The organism is Myxococcus sp. MH1 (assembly GCF_059738865.1).
Map to the genome: position 1 here is coordinate 1,184,647 of NZ_AP026947.1, position 20,409 is coordinate 1,205,055.

The 20,409-nt window shown below is 71.5% G+C and carries 10 protein-coding genes; 2 read left to right on the forward strand and 8 right to left on the reverse strand.

Translation table 11 applies throughout. The features are described 5' to 3' along the window. Nucleotides 1–3: 3 nt before the first annotated feature. Entirely contained in the window at nucleotides 4–1,614 is a 1,611-nt protein-coding gene (locus AC6JA9_RS04965; RefSeq protein ID WP_497959178.1) for a serine/threonine-protein kinase, read from the reverse strand. Between the two features lie 185 nt (nucleotides 1,615–1,799). Here AC6JA9_RS04965 and AC6JA9_RS04970 point away from each other — a divergent pair, with 185 nt between their 5' ends. Then, the gene (locus AC6JA9_RS04970) at nucleotides 1,800–6,314 is read left to right on the forward strand and encodes an amidohydrolase family protein (protein WP_497959179.1); all 4,515 of its coding nucleotides are present in this window, start codon (nucleotides 1,800–1,802) and stop codon (nucleotides 6,312–6,314) included. Between the two features lie 65 nt (nucleotides 6,315–6,379). Here AC6JA9_RS04970 and AC6JA9_RS04975 read toward each other — a convergent pair whose 3' ends face one another. From AC6JA9_RS04975 to AC6JA9_RS04990, 4 genes are all read right to left on the reverse strand, one after another. Then, nucleotides 6,380–7,021 carry a TetR/AcrR family transcriptional regulator gene (locus AC6JA9_RS04975; protein ID WP_223745957.1) on the reverse strand — a complete coding sequence of 214 codons (642 nt, stop codon included), beginning with the start codon at nucleotides 7,019–7,021 and terminating at the stop codon, nucleotides 6,380–6,382. 67 nt (nucleotides 7,022–7,088) lie between these two features. Then, nucleotides 7,089–7,802 (reverse strand): SitI6 family double-CXXCG motif immunity protein, encoded by a 714-nt coding sequence (sitI6, locus tag AC6JA9_RS04980; protein ID WP_223783592.1) that lies wholly within the window; start codon nucleotides 7,800–7,802, stop codon nucleotides 7,089–7,091. Nucleotides 7,803–7,815: 13 nt separating this feature from the next. Continuing rightward, entirely contained in the window at nucleotides 7,816–8,487 is a 672-nt protein-coding gene (gene sitA6, locus AC6JA9_RS04985; protein WP_223783591.1) for a SitA6 family polymorphic toxin lipoprotein, read from the reverse strand. Between the two features lie 38 nt (nucleotides 8,488–8,525). Continuing rightward, the gene (locus AC6JA9_RS04990; protein WP_497959180.1) at nucleotides 8,526–9,782 is read right to left on the reverse strand and encodes a metallophosphoesterase; all 1,257 of its coding nucleotides are present in this window, start codon (nucleotides 9,780–9,782) and stop codon (nucleotides 8,526–8,528) included. A 240-nt stretch (nucleotides 9,783–10,022) separates the two neighbouring features. On the opposite strand from AC6JA9_RS04990, the gene AC6JA9_RS04995 reads away from it, so the two are divergent. Next, the gene (locus AC6JA9_RS04995) at nucleotides 10,023–14,378 is read left to right on the forward strand and encodes an RCC1 domain-containing protein (RefSeq protein ID WP_497959181.1); all 4,356 of its coding nucleotides are present in this window, start codon (nucleotides 10,023–10,025) and stop codon (nucleotides 14,376–14,378) included. A 61-nt stretch (nucleotides 14,379–14,439) separates the two neighbouring features. Here AC6JA9_RS04995 and AC6JA9_RS05000 read toward each other — a convergent pair whose 3' ends face one another. The 3 genes from AC6JA9_RS05000 to AC6JA9_RS05010 form a co-directional block, all read right to left on the reverse strand. Continuing rightward, nucleotides 14,440–15,414, reverse strand: a complete 975-nt coding sequence (locus AC6JA9_RS05000; protein WP_497959182.1) for a TIGR02996 domain-containing protein — start codon at nucleotides 15,412–15,414, stop codon at nucleotides 14,440–14,442. Further along, on the reverse strand, nucleotides 15,411–16,823 hold the full coding sequence (locus AC6JA9_RS05005; RefSeq protein ID WP_497959183.1) for a reverse transcriptase family protein: 1,413 nt from the start codon (nucleotides 16,821–16,823) through the stop codon (nucleotides 15,411–15,413). Before AC6JA9_RS05005 ends, AC6JA9_RS05000 begins: the two co-directional genes overlap by 4 nt. 210 nt (nucleotides 16,824–17,033) lie before the next feature. Continuing rightward, nucleotides 17,034–20,381: a HEAT repeat domain-containing protein gene (locus tag AC6JA9_RS05010; RefSeq protein ID WP_497959184.1), complete on the reverse strand. Its 3,348-nt coding sequence runs from the start codon at nucleotides 20,379–20,381 to the stop codon at nucleotides 17,034–17,036. Nucleotides 20,382–20,409: the final 28 nt, after the last annotated feature.

The window sequence follows — 20,409 nt, forward strand, 5'->3', positions numbered from 1 at the left end:
GCCTCACGCCGAGCGCGCCGATACGGGCACACGCGCGGGAGCCTCGGGCGAGGCCTGGGCCGCCTTCTCCTGCTGCTGCCGCTCCGACGCCTCGCGCAGGACGCTGGCGAGCAGCGCCTGTCCTCGCGGATACGGCGCGGCTTCTCCCTCCAGCGCGAGCAGCTGCTGCCGCAGGATGGCCCCGCTGGCCGTGCGCTGCTCGGGCCGCTTTTCGAGCAGCCCCATCACCGCCGCGTCCAGCGCGGGCGGCACCTCCGGGTTGAAGCGCGAGGGCGGGAGCACCTCCTGGTCCAGCGTGGCGCGCAAGAGCGCCTCCTGCGTGGAGCCCTGCAGCGCGCGCCGCCCCGTGAGCGCCTCGTGCAGCGTCAGGCCCAGCGCGAAGAGGTCCGCGCGCCCATCGAAGGGCCTGCCCGCGGCCTGCTCGGGCGCCATGTAGCCCAGCTTGCCGCGCACGCTGCCCGCGGCGGTGAGCTGCGAGCGCGCCGAGTCCCGCGCGATGCCGAAGTCCGACAGCTTCACGTCGCCGAAGCGCGACACCAGCACGTTGGGCGGGTTCAGGTCACGGTGCACCAGCCGCAGCGGCTGTCCATCCGTGCCCGTGCGGCGGTGCAGGTAGTCGAGCGCCGACGCCAGCTCCGCCCCCAGGAATGTCACCGCCGCGACCGGCAGCGGCCTGCGCGCAAGCCCCCGCATCAGCGTGCTCAGCGGCATCCCATCCACGAACTCCATGGCGAGGAAGTACGTGCCCCCGTGCCGCCCCAAATCGAAGACCTGCACGATGTTGGGGTGGTTGAGCGACGAGCACAGCTCCGCCTCCCGGCGGAACATTGCGACGAAGTCGTCGTCGTCCGCGAACGAGGGGAGGATGCGCTTGAGGGCCACCTGCTTCTGGAAGCCGCCCTCCGGGCAGTACGTGGCCCGGTACACCTCCGCCATGCCGCCCGCGCCCACGCGCTCGTGCAGCACGTACTTGCCCATGACCTCCTGCTCGCGCAGCGCGGACAGCGCCCCCCGCGTCAGCTGAAGGAAGTGCCGCGCCAGCGTGGCGGTGAAGACGCCCGCGGCCACGAAGAAGAAGGCCCGCGTGGCGATGAAGCGCGGCGTCAGCGTGATGAGCGCCGACTCCGGCAGCAGCGGCTGGACGAAGAGGAAGTAGATGCCCAGGTACTCGGCGGCCACCAGCAGGCCCGCGGCCAGCGCCAGCCGGGGGTTGCTGCGCAACGTCGCGAGCGTAATCAGCGTGGGCCAGATGACCAGCGTGGGCGCGGTGAGCGCGTAGATGGGCCCCTGGAAGCGCAGGTCGAACGCGAGCACCACCGCGGGGATGCTGACCTCGATGGCCACGTTGAGCCAGGGGATGGCCGGATGGAACGCGCCCGAGCGCAGCACGCGCCACAGCGCCGTGTAGTAGAGCGCCAGCACCGCCGACAGCCCCATCAGGGCCTGCGTCAGCCCCCAGCCCAGCGAGGGACCCAGCGCCGCCGCCACCACCACCGACGCGCCCGACAGGCCCGACATGAAGCGCGCCACGGACAGCTCACGGCCCTGCGCATCGCGTCGTAGGTGTCCGTCGAGGAAGCGGGAGACGGGGCTCGTCAGGGTGTGGGCGGTCATCGGCTTCTCAGTCTACAGAAAGGTGGGAAGCGGCTGCGGGGGGTGCACCCGAGCCCCTTGCATTTCGCCAGGGTGGATTGCCCCGGGGACGTCTGTCGCTGAAATGTTTCACAGGCTACTCTGCGCGGCGTTTCAAGTACGTGCCGTCCGCGCACCCAGGCGGGTGCCATCAGGAGACCCCCGAGATGCGAATGTCGCCTCGCTCGTTGTTGGCCGCGCTCAGCGCGGTGTTGCTGTTCCAGGTCGGGTGCTCGCGGGAGGACCCGAAGCCCTGTGAGGGGACGGGCTGCACCCAGGCCGCGGTCTGCGGCAACGGGGTCCAGGAGGAGGGGGAGGCGTGCGACGACGGCAACAAGGTGGGCGGCGACGGCTGTGAGGCGGACTGTACCTCCACGCCCACCCGGCCGCAGGCGGCCTGTGGCAACGGCCGGCTGGAGGGCACGGAGGTCTGTGACGACGGCAACCTGACGGGCCAGGATGGCTGTGAGGCGGACTGCTCGCTGACGCTCACGCGCTGCGCGGCGGCGGACGCTCCGCCCCTGGCGAGCGGCGCCACGTGCGAGGTCTCCAAGCCCGGCAACGGCGCGCGCCTGTTCACGGGCCTGGTGCTCAAGGACGACGAGACGCTGGTGGGCGGCCAGGTGCTGGTGGACGCCAGCGGCGTCATCACCTGCGCGTCGTGTGACTGCTCCGCGGAGGCGGGCGCCGCCGAGGCCACGCACGTGGCGTGCCCCACGGGCGTCATCTCCCCGGGCCTCATCAACACGCACGAGCACGTCACCAAGCAGAACGGTCCGTTCGCCATGACGGACGAGCGCTACGAGCACCGGCTGGACTGGGTCGTCGGCCTGGGCAACCACACGCGCATCGCCAACAGCACGCGCTCGGCGGTGGACGCGGTGAGCTACATCGAGCTGCGCCACCTGCTGGCGGGCACCACGTCCATCGCGGGCCTGGGCGGCGCCGCGGGCCTCTTGCGCAACGTGGACCAGCCGATCAGCCGTCTGGAGGGACTGGACCAGTGGAGCACCGCGTCCGTGGACTTCCCGCTGGGCAGCCGCGAGACGGACATCAAGACCAACACGTGTGACTACGTCAGCATGCCGCGCACCTCGGGCCTGCCGAACCACGGCACGTACCTGCCGCACCTGGCCGAGGGCATCGGCGAGGAGGCGCTCAACGAGTTCCGCTGCCTGTCGACGGGCATCAACGACGTCATCCAGCCGCGCACGTCCCTCATCAGCGCGGTGGGCGTGACGGCGAAGGAGATTGCGCTGATGGCGGAGCGGGGCACGGGCCTCATCTGGTCGCCGCGCTCCAACGTCGCGCTGTACGGCGACACGGCGATGGTGACGGCGTACAAGCGGCTGGGGGTGAACATCGCGCTGGGCACCGACTGGGTGCAGTCGGGCTCCATGAACCTGCTGCGCGAGCTGAAGTGCGCGGACACGCTCAACACCGTGCAGTTCGACCGGGCCTTCAGCGACGTGGACCTGTGGCGGATGGTGACCAGCCAGGCCGCGGAGGCGGTGGAGATGCAGGCCGGGGTGGGCCGCATCGCCCCGGGCAAGCTGGGCGACCTGGCCATCTACTCGCTGCGCACGCACGCCGCCTCTCCGCACCGCGCGGTCATCAGCGCGGAGGCCGCGGACGTGGTGCTGACGATGCGCGGCGGCAAGGCGCTCTACGGAGACCAGGCGCTGGTGGGCGCGCTCGTGTCCGGCGCGGAGCCGTGTGACGCGCTGGACGTGTGCGGCAGCGGCAAGACGGTGTGCGTGCAGTCGGAGCTGAAGAAGACGCTGGCCACGCTGGAGGCGGCGAACCCGGAGGCCTACAAGCTGTTCGCCTGCGGCGTGCCCGAGGGCGAGCCGGTGTGCGTGCCCCGCCGCATCTCCAACAACCCCAGCTTCCCCGCGTCGGTGAAGCGCTCGAACGTGTACTCCGGCGAGAGCCGCTCGGATGACCCGGACGGCGACGGCCTGAAGGGCAACGCCGACAACTGCCCGTTCGTCTTCAACCCCATCCGTCCGATGGACGGCGGCAAGCAGGCGGACTCGGACGGCGACGGCGTGGGCGACGCGTGCGACGTGTGCCCGCTGAACGCGAACACGACCACATGCACGACGTACACCGCGGGCGACGACGACCATGACGGCCACCCCACGTGGCAGGACAACTGCCCCTACGTGGCCAACCCGGACCAGGCGGACCAGGACGGCGACGGCAAGGGCGATGCGTGCGACGCGTGTGCCTCCGACCCGAACCCGGGCCACCTGGGCTGCTCGGCCGCCTCGGTCCACGAGCTGAAGACGCAGGACGGGGATGGGCGCTATCCGTGGGTGGGCAAGACGGTGACGTTCAACGACGTCGTCGTCACGGCGCTGGTGCGCGGCGCGCTGACGGAGATGGGCTTCTGGGTCCAGGTGCACCCGCTGCCGCCGGGGCTGGGCGTGGAGAACTCGGGCATCTACGTGTACGCGCCCAAGGACGACCTGGTGGTGGGGGACCGGCTGGACATCGTCACGGCGACGCTGACCATCTACCAGGGGCTGCCGGAGCTGGTGGACGTGAAGTACCGCAAGCGCGGCGCGGGCAGCGCGCTGCCGACGCCGGTGGCCGTCACCACGGCGGACGTGCGGACCGGTGGGCCTCGGGCGAAGGCGCTGGAGGGCGTGCTGGTGGACGTGTTCGACGTGACGGTCTCCAGCGGCGTCGACTCCTTCTCGCAGTTCCTCGTCAACGAGAGCGGGGACCCGGGGCAGGCGGGGTTGATGGTGGATGACTTCGCCTACAGCTACCGGGACCCGGCGGTGGGGACGAAGTACGGCGCGCTGCGCGGGGTGCTGACGTACATGTTCAGCGACTCGAAGGTGTTGCCGCGCAGCTCGGCGGACCTGATGCCGCCCATGCCGACGCTGGCGAGCTTCGGGCCGGGGGCGTACGTCCGCCTGGGCGGGACGGGCGCGGTGAGCACCTTCCCGCAGGTCCTCACGCTGACGCTGTCGGGCACGTACACGGAGGCCATCGACGTGGCCGTCACCTCCAGCAACAGCGCCGCGCTGCGCGTGGTCAACGACGTGGTGCGCGTGCCGCGCAACCAGAGCTCGGTGGAGGTGAAGGTGGAGGCCCTGGCGCCCGCGGAGAGCGTGGTGCTGACGGCCACGCTGCGCGGGGTGTCGCGGCAGGCCACGGTGCGCGTGCTGGGCCAGGACGAGCAGGCGCTGGTGGCGCGATTGTCGCCCGCGGAGGTGACGATGGTGCCGGGCGGCTCGGTGACGTACACGGTGTCGTTGGACCGGCCCGCGGCGGACAACGCGTCCGTGGCGCTGTTCGCGGTGCCGGAGACGGGGTTCGGCACCTTCACGCCGGCGGTCTCCGTGCCGGTGGCGAAGAACGCGCTGCAGACCACGTTCACCTTCACGCTCGACGAGACGGCGGCGGGGCCCTCGGGCACGGTGACGGCGGTGGTGGGGACCAGCCAGGCCAGCTCCACGGTGACGGTGGACCTGTCGTCGCCCAGGCTCGTGTCGCTGTCGCCGGCGGGGCCGGTGTCCGTGCGGTACGGCGAGACGCAGGAGTTCCGGGTGACGTTGTCCTCGGCGCCCGCGCAGGACCTGGCGGTGACGTTGGGGGCGGCGCCGGGGACGGGGGTGACGCGCTACGGCTCGGTGCCCGCCACGGTGACGGTGCCAGCGGGGAGCACGGAGGCCACGTTCCTGTTCACCGCGGACGTGGAGGGTGAGGGGACGGGCACGGTGACGGCGTCGCTGCTCGGCGTGAGCCGCGCGGCGACCGTCACGGTGACGCCGCCTCCGGCGAAGCTCGCCTCGCTGACGCCCTCGACGGCGACGGTGTTCTTCGGGGCGAAGCAGGGCTTCACGGTGACGTTGGACCGCGCGGCGCAGGCGGGTGGCGCCGTCGTCGCGGTGGCGCTGACGCCGGAGACGGGCCTGGGGACGCTGGAGTCCGCCACGGTGACGGTGGCGGAGGGGCAGCGGACCGCGCAGGCCCTCTTCACCGCGGGCACCGAGGCGGCGACGGGGACCTTGAGCGCGACGTACGCGGGGGTGACGCTGACGGCGCAGGTCTCCACGGCGGAGCGCCCCGAGCTGAATCACCTGTTGGTCAACGAGGTCGACTACGACCAGCGCAGCACGGACACGCGGGAGTTCGTGGAGCTCTTCAACCCGACGCCGGCCGCCGTCTCGCTGGATGGGTTGTTCCTGGTCTACGTGAACGGCGGCGTGGCGCAGCCGGCGAGCTACGCGAAGATCGACCTGAAGAGCGTGGGCACGCTGGGGCCTGGGGAGTACCTGGTCGTGGGACCGGAGGCGGTGATTGGCGTGCTTCGTGACCAGCCGGGCGTGAAGGTGCTGCTGTCGACGACGGCCATCCAGAATGGTGGCACGGCGAGCAGCCCCTCGGCGGACGCGGTGGCCCTCTACGACAGCCTCCAGGACGCGATTGTGGACTCGCTGTCGTACGAGGGCCCGGTGATGCAGGCCACCATCAGCGGTTCGCAGAAGCGGTTCGACCTGCAGGAGGGGCCGCGGAGCACCGTGGGTCTGGTGGACATCGACACGGTGGAGGGCTCGCTGTCGCGGATTCCGAACGGCTCGGACACGGACGACAACGTGGAGGACTTCCGGTTCACCACGCAGCTGACGCCGGGGGCGCCGAACGTGCTCGTCGCGCCCTGACATGAGTCGGGGTTGAGGTTCGGGCGGCTCCCGGTGTCTGGGGGCCGCCCGAGTCGTTGTTGGAGTCAGCCGTCCTTGCGCGCGAGGGCGCCGTTGGCCAGCAGGCCGTCGAGGGCGGCGGCCATCGGGTCGTAGTCGAGGGTGGTGCGGAAGAGGTTCTGGTACATGAGCGCGCCCATGTAGCCGCCGAAGATGCCCTGGGCGGCGACGTGGGGGTCGAAGTCCTGGCGGAACTCACCGGTCTTCTGGCCGTGGCGGAGGATGCCGCCGAGGATGTGGGAGTACAGGCCGAGCTTCTCGCGGATGGCCTCGGCGACGCGCTCGTTGGAGTCGGCGGCCTCGGCGGCGAGCATGCCGAAGAAGATGCCGCACTCGCGATGCTCCCCGAGGAACTCGTGGGTGCGGCGGGTGAAGGCGAGGAGCTGCTCGCGGGCGGAGAGGGAGCGGTAGTGGGCGAAGAGGGGCTCGAAGGCGATGACGTAGCGTTGGTGGAGCTCGTCGATGGCGGCGAGGAGCAGGTCTTCCTTCGCGGGGAAGTGCCAGTACAGGGCGCCGGGCGTCATGTGGATGGCGCGGGCGAGGTCGGCCATGGTGGTGGCGAGGAAGCCACGCTTGGCGAACAGGGTGATGGCGGCTTCGAGGATGTCCACGCGGGTTCGCGCGGAGCGTTCCTGCTTGAGCTCTCGTTTCGCTGGTTCCTTGCCCATGGCGGCGAAAACCATACCCCGAGGGTCTCGGGTCACCAGCGTCACCGTGTGGATTTCGGGCGGAACGCTAACGGGTGGGCAGCTCGTGGAAGGTGAGGCCGGACAGCTCCAGGCGCTGCACGGCGTGCATGAAGCGCTCGGTGACGACGCTCACGGTCGCGAAGTTGCCCACGCGGAACAGGTCCAGGTCCGGAGGCAGTGAGGCTGCGTCCAGGATGGGCTCATCCGGGAGGCGGAAGTACCGGTGGCCACACAGTTCGCACGGAGGGGGCACATCCGGAGGGATGCAGTCCGGGTGCAACTGGCCATGAGGCTCGAGCTGGAGCTCCAGCAGCTCCGGTGGGTTCTTCTTGCGGAAGCGCAGCTCGGTGGGGCCGCCGAGGAGGCCGCGGATTCCTTCGGCCTGGAGGCGCTCGAAGGCATCCTTGCGAACCACCCAAGGCAGATGGCCCAGGGACGTGAACGCGCCGAAATCTCCGGACGCGGTGCCCACGAGGGGGCCGAAGAGTGTGCCGGGAAGGAGCAGGGCGTTGGGTGGCGCGAGAGGTCGCACCAGCTCTCGGAGCCGTGCGAATTCGGCGAAGGGTTCGGGGCGGGCTCGCTCGAACTCGCGGCGCTCCGGCAGTTGGGACAGGTCTACGGCCGGGTACAGGAGCCCAGAAGTAGCCCAGGTGGTTTTGCAAGCGGGGCAATGGACGCCAGGAAGGCCCCACTTGTGACTCGCGTCGAAGCTCGCCGTGACGGTTGCCTTGTTCTCGCGCAGCCGAAAGTACCGGATCATGAGTGAGAGGCTCTCATGTCCCGGGACGCTGGTAGTAGGGTCGAATGGGCCCGCCCACCAGTTCGAAGCGGTGGATCAACTCACCCGCGAACCGGAAGATCTCCGTTGGAGGAGCGCCTGGGTTGTTTGCCATGAATTCGCGCCAGGCATCATTCCACGCCCCTCCTCGTGCGCCTCCATCATGGATGCGTCGATGGACATGGAGTGGAATGGGCATGGTGTAGTCGTGGATCTTCACCCCCTGTCGGTCGAACCACCTGGCGAGGTCCGATGACTGGGGAAAGATGTGGTGCTTCTCCCAACGTCCCTTCGGGAGCTGATGTGAGGGCGGGATGACCTGGGAGGGCGCGCCGTTCCAGTTGGGGAACGTCATCACCCAACCCTTGGGAAGTTGCTGCGCGCCTCCCCAGTTCCTCCTCGGTCCACTGCCCGGAGCCGCGGCGGCGGCAGGTGGCCGCGAGGGAGGAAACCGCGTCAGCTCGATGGCGCCGGGCGTGCTCTCGCAGGGATAGAACCCACAGGTGTCTCCCAGACACAGCAGGGTGACGCACTGGTCCTCGCTCGAGGCGTCGCACTCGGTCTCCGCCTCCTCCCAGGCCTGCTGTGCCACGGAGGGCGCGACGCTGGCGCAGCCCAGCCAGGAGACGGCGAACAGCGAAAGGCAGACGGCGGGTCGGGTTCGCATGGTCAGACAGACCTAGCATCCAGGTCTGTCATGACTTGTCAGGCCAGCAGCGTCACCTTCACGATTTCGGGCGGCGCGCCGACGCGCAGCGGTGGCCCCCAGAAGCCCGTTCCACGGCTGACATACAGGTGCTTGCCGTCCTCCTGGAAGTGTCCCGCGTCGTGCTCCCAGATGGCCGACACCGCGAGCGTGAAGGGGAAGAACTGTCCTCCATGCGTGTGCCCCGACAACTGCAATCCCATCCCCGCCTGCGCCGCCACCCGCCAGTTCGAGGGCTGATGCGCCAGCAACACCGCCGCCCGCTCCGGCTCGCGCCCCTTCACCGCCGCCTCCAAGTCATACCCTCGCACGCCCGTATGCCCGCCGGACCAGTCATCCACGCCCACCAGGTCGAACGACGCCCCCGCATCGCCAATCCTCACATGCCGATTGCGCAGCACCTGGATGTCCATTCCCTCCAGCGCCTGCGCCCACGCGTCCTGGTCCCAGTAGTACTCGTGGTTCCCCGTCACGAAGTACGTCCCGTGCCCCGCCCGGAGCTCCCGCAGCGCCGCCACCGCGGGCCCCAGTGATGCCACCTTCCCGTCCACCAGATCTCCGGTGATGGCCACCAGGTCCGGACGCAAGTCATTGCACCGGGCCACCAGCTCATCCATGAACCGCCGCTGGATGACCGGACCCACGTGGATGTCACTCAGGTGGACGATGGTGAACCCATCCAACGCCTTCGGCAGCCCCGGCAGCTTCACCGCCACCTCGTTCACCACCGGCGGATGGAACGCCCGCCACGCCCCGTAGCCCGTCAGCCCTCCCGACGCGAGCAACGCCCCGCCCGCCGTGGCCCGCGCCAGGAACCGCCGCCGCTCCACGTTCACCTCGGCGGGCGCCACCTCCACCTCCAGCCCGCTCCCCGCGCCCTCCACCACGGCCATCAACCCGCCCGCCACCACGCTCCCCGTGTCCGCCTTCGGCACGCGCGCACGCGTCAGCCGTCGACCCAGCGCCCGTGCACCGCCGATGCCCCACAGCGCGAGCAGCAGGTACAGCGCCGCGCCCATCCACATCCACACGCCCGTGGCCACCGCGAACAACGCGTCCATCGGCAGCAAGCGCGTCACGGACCAGGACAACACCAACAACGTGCCCAGCGCCGTCAGCACCCCCATCCCCACCCGCCGCCATCGCGCGTCCTCCAGCGTGTCCGCGAACAGGCGCCGATACAGGTAGATGTGGACGGCCACGGTGATGAGCCCCGTGAGCACCGCGAAGACGATGAAGCGCGCCGGTGAATCCATGTCCCCCAATACTCCCCCGAGCCCCACGCGCCGCAAGGCGCTCCTCCGTGAAGAAACGTGAATCACCCCGCGTGTGCGCCCATGGCCCGCCTGCCCGCCCGGGAGGCACCAGGGTCCCTCCTGACGCGGGCCGATGACGCGACGTCACGTGCACGCCCGGGCGAGCAAGCTCACGCTCCGTGCTTCTCATTCCCCAAGGACACGATGTATGGACGGCCGCTTCTCGCTGGAGGCTGAGTGATGCGGATGGACAACCTGAGGGTGGGCGCGGGTCTCCCACTGTTCCTGGTGCTGGGCCTGCTGCTCGCAACGGGATGTGACGGTACACCCTCTCCCGAGGCCCTCCCCGAAGCGCGGACCTCCCGCTCCCAGGCCCTGGAGGCCGCGTCGTCCCGGGTCGCCGCTGGTGGCCAGCACTCGCTCTACGTCACCCCGCTCGGCACCGTGTGGGCCTGGGGTGGCAACGCGTCCGGACAGCTCGGCTCCGGCAGCATGTCCTTCCAGCGCGTCCTCGCCCGACAGGTGCCGGGACTGAAGGACGTCCTCGCCGTCTCGGCCGGCAACCTCCACTCGCTCGCGCTGCGCTCGGACCGCACCGTGTGGTCCTGGGGCGGCAATACCTCCGGGCAGCTCGGCGATGGCACCCTCGTCGACCGCGCCACGCCCCGTCCGGTGCCCGGCCTCTCCGAGGTGGTGTCGGTGGCCACCGGCGAGTTCCACTCGCTCGCGCTGCGCTCGGACGGCACCGTGTGGGCGTGGGGCAGCAACTTCTACGGACAGCTCGGCCGGGGCCACACGCAGCAGGGCCCCTCGCCCGCGCAGGTGGTGGGCCTGACGGACGTGGTGGCGCTCGCGGCGGGCTTCGACTTCTCCCTGGCCGTGCGCTCGGACGGCACCGTGTGGGCGTGGGGCGCGAACGCCTCCGGTCAGCTCGGCGATGGCACCACCACCCAGCGCCTGTTGCCCAAGCAGGTGCTCTCGCTCGACGGCGTCACCTCCGTGGCCGCGGGCCTCTATCACGCGCTCGCGCTGCGCAAGGACGGCACGGTGTGGAGCTGGGGCAGCAATGGCTCCGGGCAGCTCGGCGACGGGTCGTGGGCGGACCGCTCCACGCCGATGCAGGTGCTCGACGTGAAGCACGTCCGGTCCGTGAGCGCGCAGGAGGCCGGCTCGCTGGTGCTGCTCCAGGACGGCACCGTGGCCGCGTGGGGCCGCAACACGCAGGGGCAGCTCGGCGACGGCACCACGAACGACAGCAACTTCCCGGTGAAGACGAAGGGGCTGGGCTCGGTGACGGAGCTGTCCGCGGGAACCCAGCACGCGCTGGTGCTGCGCGCCGACGGCACGCTGTGGACGTGGGGCGGCGGCGCCTCCGGTCAGCTCGGCCATGGTGGCGCGGAGCGCCTGCTGTCACCCGAGGTCGTCACGCGCCTGTCCGGTGTCACCGCCGCCGCGTCCGGCAGCTTCCACTCCCTGGCCACGCTGTCGGATGGCTCGGTGTGGAGCTGGGGCCGCAACGCCAACGGGCAGCTCGGCGACGGCACCACCACCGAGCGCATCGCGCCGGTCCGGGTGACGAACCTCACCGCCATGATCTCCGTCGCCGCGTCCGGGCATCACTCGCTCGCGCTGCGCTCGGACGGCACGGTGTGGAGCTGGGGGCGCAACGCCAACGGGCAGCTCGGCGACGGCTCCACGAGGGACCGCGCCATCCCCGCGCCCGTGGCGGGGCTCCAGGGGGTGACGTCGCTGGCCGCGGGGGGCGGGCATGTGCTGGCGCTGCGCGCGGACGGCACCGTCTGGGCGTGGGGCTACAACGGCGTGGGGCAACTCGGCGACGGCACGACGAAGGACCGCCTCACTCCGATACAGGTGCCCGGCCTGTCCGGCATGGTGGCCGTGGCCGCGGGCACGTACTTCTCGCTGGCGCTGCGCTCGGACGGCACCGTGTGGGCGTGGGGCGACGGCTTCGAGGGGCAGCTGGGGGATGGGACCGGAGCCCAGCGCGTCGCGCCGGTGCAGGTGGTGGGGCTGACGCGCGTGGTGAAGCTCGCGGCGGGTGGGGCGCATGGGCTGGCGGTCCGCGACGACGGCACCGTGTGGGCCTGGGGCGACAACGCGGACGGACAGCTCGGTGACGGCTCGTGGACGGACCGCTTCCGCCCGGTGCAGACGGCGGGGCTCACGGGCGTCGAGTCGGTGTCCGGCGGCCAGTATCACTCGATGGCGGTGATGAAGGATGGGACGCTTCGCTCCTGGGGCGCGAACACGTACGGCCAGCTCGGCGATGGAAGCATCGCGTCGCGCGTGGTGCCCGGTGGAGTGCCCGGTATGTCGCAGGTGAAGGTGCTCGGCGCCAACTACATGCACGTGCTCGCGGTGCGCCGCGACGGGCGGCTCCTGGCGTGGGGCTACAACCGCTTCGGCCAGCTCGGCCTCGGCGCGGTGGGGTGGAGCGCGCAGCCCGTCCTGGTGCTGGGGCTGGGACAGGGACGGCGGCTGTCGGCGGGCAGCTCGCACTCGATGCTGGTGCGCTCCGATGGTGGGGTGCTGGCGTGGGGACAGAACACGTCCGGACAGCTGGGTGATGGCACCACCACGCACCGCGCGGCGCCCATCGCCGTGCAGGGCTTGCCGTGCACGCGCTCGGTGGCGACAGGGGCGCGGCACTCGCTGGCGCTCGCGTGTGATGGCTCCGTGTGGGCGTGGGGCGCGAACGCGCGTGGACAGCTCGGTGAGGGCTCTCTCGAGCCGCGTGTCACGCCGGTCCCCGTCAGTGGCCTGCAGGGTGTGGTGGCCGTGGCCGCGGGCGGTGACGCGTCGATGGCGTTGCGCGCGGATGGCTCGCTGTGGACGTGGGGAGCCAACGAGCGCGGACAGCTGGGCGATGGCACCCATCTGGACCGCACCACACCCGCGCCGTTGAAGAGTCCGTCGAACATCGCCTCGATGGTGATGGGCGTCGGGCATGCGCTCGCGGTGGGCACGGACGGCGCGGTGTGGGCGTGGGGGACGAATGACAGCGGGCAGCTCGGCGATGGGAGCACGGTGTCCAGCGCCACGCCGATGCGGGTGAAGGGCCTGGAGGCGGCGACGGGTGTGAGCGCGGGGCTGTCCTACTCGCTGGCGGTGCTGAGTGACGGCACGGTGTGGGCGTGGGGCGCGAACACCAGCGGTCAGCTCGGCGACGGCACCAACGAGTCGCGCGGCACACCGAAGCCCGTACCGCTGCTCGCGGGCATCAAGGCGGTGGCCGCGGGCGCGCATCACGTGATGGCGCTGAGCCAGGACGGCTCGGTGTGGGGGTGGGGCGACAACGGCTACGGGCAGTTGGGGGACGGCACGCACTTCCTGCGCTTCAAGCCGGTGCCGGTGGTGGAGCTGTCCAACGTGGCGGAGGTCGTCGCCGGTGAGCAGCACACGCTGGCGCTGCTGGGCGACGAGAGCGTGCGCTCCTGGGGCAGCCACGAGTATGGCCAGCTGGGTGACGTGGAGTCCGGCCCGCGGACGATGCCCGTGGATGTGAAGCTGCCGACGTCGAAGGACTTCGCGCCCGTGGTCGCCGTGCGCGCCTGGCATCAGCATGCCGCGGCGGTGCTGGCCGACGGCTCCGTGCAGACGTGGGGCATCAACTCCCACGGGCAGCTCGGGGATGGCACCACGGAGAGCCGGTCCATGCCCACGACGGTGGAGGGCCTGACGAAGATGCGCGACGTCGCTCCGGGCGCGTGGCACACGCTGGCGCTGGCCGAGGACGGCACGGTGTGGGCGTGGGGCAACAACGTCTTCGGACAGCTCGGTGATGGGACCACGACGAACCGCACGCGGCCGGTGCAGGTGCTCGGCCTCCTGAATGTCGTGGCCATCGCCGCGGGCAGCTACCACTCGCTCGCGGTGGACGCGGACGGCGCCGTGTGGAGCTGGGGCTACAACGTCTTCGGACAGCTCGGCGACGGCACGGCCGAGGCGCGCGCGTTGCCCACGCGCATGGTGGACATCGACGGCGCGGTGGCCGTGTCGGGCGGAGACCATCACTCGCTGGTGCTGCGCGGCGACGGGACGCTCTGGGCCTGCGGCCACAATGCCTACGGGCAGCTCGGCGAGGGGACGTCCACCAACCGGATGACCCCCATGAAGGTGATGGACCTGGAGGGCGTGAGCGCCGTGCAGGCGGGGGGCTACCACTCGCTGGCGCTGCGCTCCGACGGGACGGTGTGGTCCTGGGGCGACAACAGCCACGGTCAGCTGGGCGATGGGAGCCTGTCGACGCGCATCTACCCGGAGCCCGTCCCGGGCCTCTCGGCGGTGAAGCGCCTGGGCGCGGGCGCCTACCACTCCTTCGCCGTGGGCGACGAGGTGTGGACGTGGGGACGCAACTCGCACGGGCAGCTGGGCACGGACGACTGCGACAACCGGCTGGAGGCGACGCCGGTGAAGGGGCTCGCCGGCGCGAGGATGGTGTCGGGCGGCGGCGAGTTCTCCGTGGCCCTCGACATGGAGGGACAGGCGCGCAGCTGGGGCACGAACTTCCACGGCACGCTGGGCGTGGGGCTCCCTGGTCAGCGGGCCGTGCCGGGCGTCGTGTCCCTGCCCTGAGTCGAGCCCTCGTCGTCCGGAGCGGGTGTGGACCCACCGCTCCGGGCGCCGTGCCCGAAGCTCAGAACCGCAGCCCGGGGCCCAGCCGCTTGATGAGCGGAGCCAGTTCGTCCGGGTCCAGGCCGATGTCGAGCAGCTCCAGGCGACGCAGCGACGGCAGGGACTTGGGCGAGCGGAACGCCAGCGCGCCCTCCTCGGTGACCTCGTTGCGCGACAGCTCCAGTCGCTCCAGGCGGGGCAGTCCCTTGCTCTTCGAGAGCGCCACCGCCGCTTCATCGCTCAAGTCATTGCGGTTGAGCGCCAGCCACTGGAGCGTGTCCAGGCCCTTGGCGCGGGCGAGCGTCGCCACGCCGTCGTCGGACAGGCCGCTCCCGGACAGGTACAGCCGCTCCCAGGGGACGGTCGCCTTCGCGAGCACCGCGGCGCCCTCGTCTGACAGCGCGCTGCTGGAGAAGCTCACCGAGCGCAGCGTTGGCAGCACCGGCTGCTCCGTGAGCGCGCGCAGGGACGCGTCCGTGGCGCCCGCGAGCACCAGTCCCGACAGTCGCTCCGTGCGAGGCGCGGACACCAGGGCCCGGACCGCGGCGTCGACCCCCGAGCCCTTCAGCCGCAGCCAGCGCACCTGGGAGAACCAGGGCTGCTCGGCAGAGAGCCCCAGACCCACACCGTCCCGGACCGCCACGCACAGTCGCGACACCGGCTCCCGCGCGAACAGCTCGTGCCCGTGCAGGGCCAGCTTGTCCTCGGCGAGGTCCAGCTCCTCGATGAATCCCCGGTGGTAGGTGGGCTCGTGCACGCGCGCGTCGCGCAGGGGCTTGAGCCAGGCCGCGCCATGCTCGTCGAGCAGCGCGCGCTGACGCAGCTGGAGCGACCTGCGTCGGGCCGGGTCCATGCGTCCGGGCAGCGCGAGCTGCACGCGGATGAACTCGGCGCGCGCGGGGTCCAGCGCTTGAAGCGCGTCCGCGCAGGCGAGCCTCGCCGCGTCGTCGTCGGGCGCCCGCACCACCTTCGAGAGCAGCGTGTCGAAGTCGCTCATCGCCCCAGCAGCTCCTTCACCTCGGCCTGCCAGCGTGCGCCCAGCTCCGGGTGCACCATGCGCACGTAGGCGGCATAGCCCTCCAGATACGCCGGGAAGTCCGGACGGCCGCGCGCCTGCGAGTCCACGCCGTGCTTGCGGCAGTTGGCGAGGATGGCCTTGAAGCGGCGGCGCTCCTCGCGCGGAATGGCCACGCGTTGGTTGACGGTGAGCCCCGTCACCCGCTGGCGCCCCGCTTGTCGCATGACACGGCGCTTGGGGGCGTTCTCCGTGAAGCCCTCCTGCTGGAGGATGGCGTTCACCCACCAGAAGAAGCGGCCCAGCTTCTCCGGCGGCTTCGCGAAGGAGAAGGACAGGTCGTCCGCGTAGCGCGTGTACGCGGCGCCGGCCTTCGTCGCCAGCGCTTGCAGGCGCGCGTCCATGCGGCGACAGACGAGGTTGGCGATGGCGGGCGAGGTCGGCGCGCCCTGCGGCAGCACGCCCGGCCACACCACGGTGCCGTCCGGCAGCCGGGGGCGCCAGGTGGTGAGCCCCGCGAGCGTGGAGGCCACCTCGTCGTTGTAACCGTACGCCTCGAAGAGGCCCTTCACGCGCCGGTAGTGCACGGTGGGGAAGAAGTCCTCCAGGTCCACGCGCACCACCACGTTCGCGCCCACGTGGGCGTTCGCATTCGTCACCGTGGAGCGGCCCGGCACGAAGCCGTGCACGGCGTCATGCGTGGGCAGGTGCGCGAGCAGCCCCTCGAGCAGGGCACGCTGCGCGGACTTGAGCTTCTCGCGGGGCGCGCAGATGCGGCGCACGCCACCGGAGCGCTTGGGGGCCTCGAACTCCACGTAGCCGGAGCCAGGGCCGGAGCCGGGGCGCATCAGCGCCTCCAGCTCCGACTCCTCCACGCCCACGAGGCGCGCCACGTCCTGTCGGCTCTCGAGCTTCGGCAGGGTGGGGAGGTCGGGCTTCTGCTTCACCTTGCCGCGCGAGTGGGGATACAGGCCGTAGAACCAGCCGGTGGGATTCCAGCCGCCCAGGGCCATGGGACGGGGACGTCGCGGCGGCGCGATGCGCGTGTCGGGCAGGGACACGTCCGCGAGGCCCAGCTTGCGCACGGCGGCGCGCGCGGCGGTGGCCACGCGGGTGTCTGCGTCCTTCACGCGGCGACGCAGGTGCCCGGCGGCGATGAGGCGCGGGAAGAGCAGGGGGATGAGGCGCACGGCCTCCAGGCGCTCGCGCGGGTCCTGGCTGTTGAGGCGACGGGAGACGGCCTGGCTCCAGTGGCGGCTGACGTAGAAGCGGGCGACCTCGTACTCGGCGAGACCCTGGTGGCGCTCGAGCAGGCCGGTGATGCGGCTGAAGTTCCCCTCGGGGTCCTCCATCAGCGGCTTGAGCTCGAGGAGGAGTGAGACCAGGTCCATTCACGTGCTCCGGGACCACCGATGAGACTGCGCGCTCCTGGGGACGCCGCCACCTGCACGGCAGAGGCGGACGAGGTCGGGGAAGCCCGCCAGGCGGACCTCGTACCGCGTCGTCCTTCAATGGGTGTCATGGGCAGCCGCGACGTGACATCGCGGACGGAAGGCTGGCTGCACGCGACCCCAGGAGCGGAGCGAAGCTGACCACATCCTTCACGATGAAGGAAGGTCGTCCAGCTCGGCCGGGCCTTCTTCGTCCATCAGGGCGAGCAGCGCTTCGCGAGGGCCTCCGGGAGCCCGGCGCACCAGGGAATCGAGGAGTCGTCCCTGGGCGCGCACGCGCTCACCGTGGGCGCGCATGGCCCCCAGCGCGTCGGGTTCCATGGCCGGGCGGGACAGCACGTCGAGGTTGTGGAGCAGCTCGCGTCGGTTGCGCGGCGCGGTGAGGCTCGCGCTGACGCCCGGCTGGGAGAGGGAGTAGCGGTAGCAGTCCACCGCGGTCGGGAGGGGCGTGTCCTGGGGCCCGCCGGGGACGGGCTTGAGCAGCCGGCCGTAGCAGGTGGTGGTGAAGGTGAGGACACCGGTGCCACGACGTCGGGCCTCGGGGAGGAAGGCGGCCTCTGCGCCCGGGTGCGCGGCGCTGTGGCGGGTCATCACCACGGGCCAGTCGCGTCGGTCGAGGGCGTCTCGCGCGAGGTCTCTCAGGTGCGTGGAGAAGCCGAAGGCGCGCAGCTTGCCCTCAGCGCGGAGCTGCTCCAGCACGGCGTGGTTCTCGTCGGAGAGGCGCTCGGGTGCGCGGACCCAGAAGAGCAGGAAGACATCGAGCCAGGTGGTGCGCAGACGGCGCAGCGCGGACTCCACGTCACGACGGATGGCGGCGGCGCCCGAGTGGTAGGTGCCCGCGATGATGACGGACTGCTCGCGCGTGTTCCGGCCTCCGCGGAGGAACTGCGTCAGCGCGGCGTAGCGGGGCTCCCAGAAGAACGTGTCGATGCCGGCGTCGCGGGCCTCGAAGAAGGGCTCGCGCGTGGTGAGGTGCGCGCCGGAGAGGACGAGGGGAGAGACCGTCAGGCCCGTGCGGCCGAGAGGACGTGCGCTGGCGCGTGGGATGAAAGGGCGGGGCGCGGGGCGCTCCCGGGGTCGCGAGGAGGTGGTGGGACGCTGACGCGCCAGCTCGGGTTCGTCGGCGAAGAGAGGCTCGGGGAAGGTGAGCGCGAGGGCTCGCAGGTGGGGGGCGACGCGAGGGGACTCGGTGGTGCCGCCGAGGGATTCACGGAGTCGGGCGAAGGCGTCGTCATCCGCGCGGCGCAGACGCCACGTCCATGCGGCGATGCGCAGGTCCACGGTGTCGTCGGTGGCGGGCTGGCGGAGGAGCGCGTCGAGGCGGGCATCGAGCGTCTCACAGGACTCCAGGGGCGAGGCCGCCGCCGTGCGGACCATGAGCTCGGTGTCGCGTGACAGGCGCAGGAGCGCGCGCAGCTCCGTGTCTCCGCCCTCGGGCGAGAGGTGCTCCGCGGCGCGGGCACGTATCCACGGGTCCGGTGAGCCGCAGCAGGCGAGGGCCACGACGGTATCGAGAGCGGGGGCTTCAGCGCTCTCAGGCGAGAGCCGCTCGGCGTGGCGGGATTGCATCCACGCGCCAGGCGGGCCACTGCGTGTGAGCGCCTCGGGCGCTGAGGTCTCATCGCTCTCAGCGGGGTGAGTCCGCATCGCTGGAGCAGGCGGGCCATTGCGTGTGAGCGCCTCGGGCGCTGAAGTCTCATTTCTCGCAGCGGGGTGAGTCCGCATCGCTGGAGCAGGCGGACCGCTGCGTGTGAGCGCCTCTGGCGCAAGGGCCTCATCGCTCTCGGTGGAGAGCGGCTCCCTGGAGTGGGCTCTCTTCCTTGGCGCACGCGAACCGTTGCGTGCGAACTCTTCGGTGGACTGGGGCGCTGGGGCGTCGTTGTCCTCGGACGAGGGATGGCACGTGGCTCGGGTGCGCATCCCAGCGCCGGGTGAGTCGCCGCGTGAGAGAATCTCGGTTGCGGGGCCTTCGTCAGCGAGCTCACGTGCGTGTGTGAGCATCCACTCCAGCGCCTGGCGTCGCACGGTGGCGTCCGCGTCGTGCAGGCAGACGTGTGCGGCGTCGTCCACGTCCAGCACGGCGGCTCGCAGCCACGGGTCTTCGTGGGCACGGGCTTGCTGTCGCTCCGCGTCGCTGAGTCCACCCAGCGCGGACAATGCGGCCAGGGCCGTCGCGCTCGTCGCGGAGTCCTCGTCCCATGCGAACTGTCGGAGCACGTCGAGGTCCTGCTGATGTGCCGCGGCGGAGGTGACAGCCCTGCGCTCTCTCGCCGTCCGTGCCTTGGGCGCGAAGGCCATCAGCGCCTCGACGAAGTCGTCGAACGCGGCGCGGGCCTTGGGCCGTTGCTCCCACGCCGCGATGACCTCCTCGCGCACCGTCTCGTCCCCGTCGCCGAGTGCATTCAACACGTCGCGACGATGCGTCGGAGCATGCACGAGCGCACCGAGCGCCGCGCGGCGGTACGCGGCGTCCGGATGCGCCATCCAGGCACGGAGCTGGGACACGGAGTCCTGGAGACCGTGCTTCACCGCGATGCGCCCGGCCCACGCCAACGCGCCGGGCCTGGGCTTCGGAAGGGACTCGAGGACCCGCTTCGCGAGCGCGACCTCATCCACGGGTGGCCGGTCGAGCAGCGCCTGCGCCTCATCGCGCGCATGCGGGACACGCGGCTCGTCCAGCCAGCGCATCGCGAGACGGATGGCCTCGACGTCCTTGCGCTCCCGCAGTCGCCGACGCGCGAGCGCACGCAGCGGCTCGTGTGGATCTCCCAGCCACTCCACCAGCTCACGCGCGGAGACGGACTCGGCGGAGCGTGCCTCCAGCCGCGCGGTGGTCACCGCCGGGTCCTCGCTGGAGAGAGGCTCGGCTCCGGGCACCACCGCGAGAGCCGCGAGCGGCGCGGGGAGCGGGACGTCGTCCCGAGCACCGGTGTTCCACTCGGACTCCAGCCACGCCACCGCCGCGCGCACGGGGCCTTGGGTGTGTCTCGTCGCGGCCTGTCGGACCTCTTGCCGCAGGGCTTCGTCCTCCGCGCCCAGCCACGCCAGGGCCTGCACCGACGCGTGGCGCACGCGCCAGAACGGGTCCTCCAGCGCCGACAGCAACACCTCCACGGCGTCCGCCCCAGCGACGGAGGCAGAGGCGCGCACCGCGGCCCGCCGCACCCACCACACGGGCTCCTGCCGCACGGCCCGTGTCGCGGGCGCGAGCAGCTCCTTCGCCCCCAGTCGCGCGAGCGCGCGCCACGCCCTGTCCCGCACCATCGGCATGGCGTCTCCGAGTGACTCCACGAGCGCGGGCGCGAAGCGTCCGTCCCGCGCGTCCCCCAGTCGCCGCGCGGCGATGGCGCGCACCTGCGCGTCCTCGTCCGTGAGCAGCGCCTGCCTCAGCGCGTAGCGCCCGTCGAGCCGCGAGCCGTCGACGGTGCCCGCCGCCTCGCGCCGCACCGTGACGTCCTCGTCGAGCAACCGCACGGTGGCCAGGTCCCAGTCGAGCATCGCCCGCGGACTCTATGCGCCCTGGTAC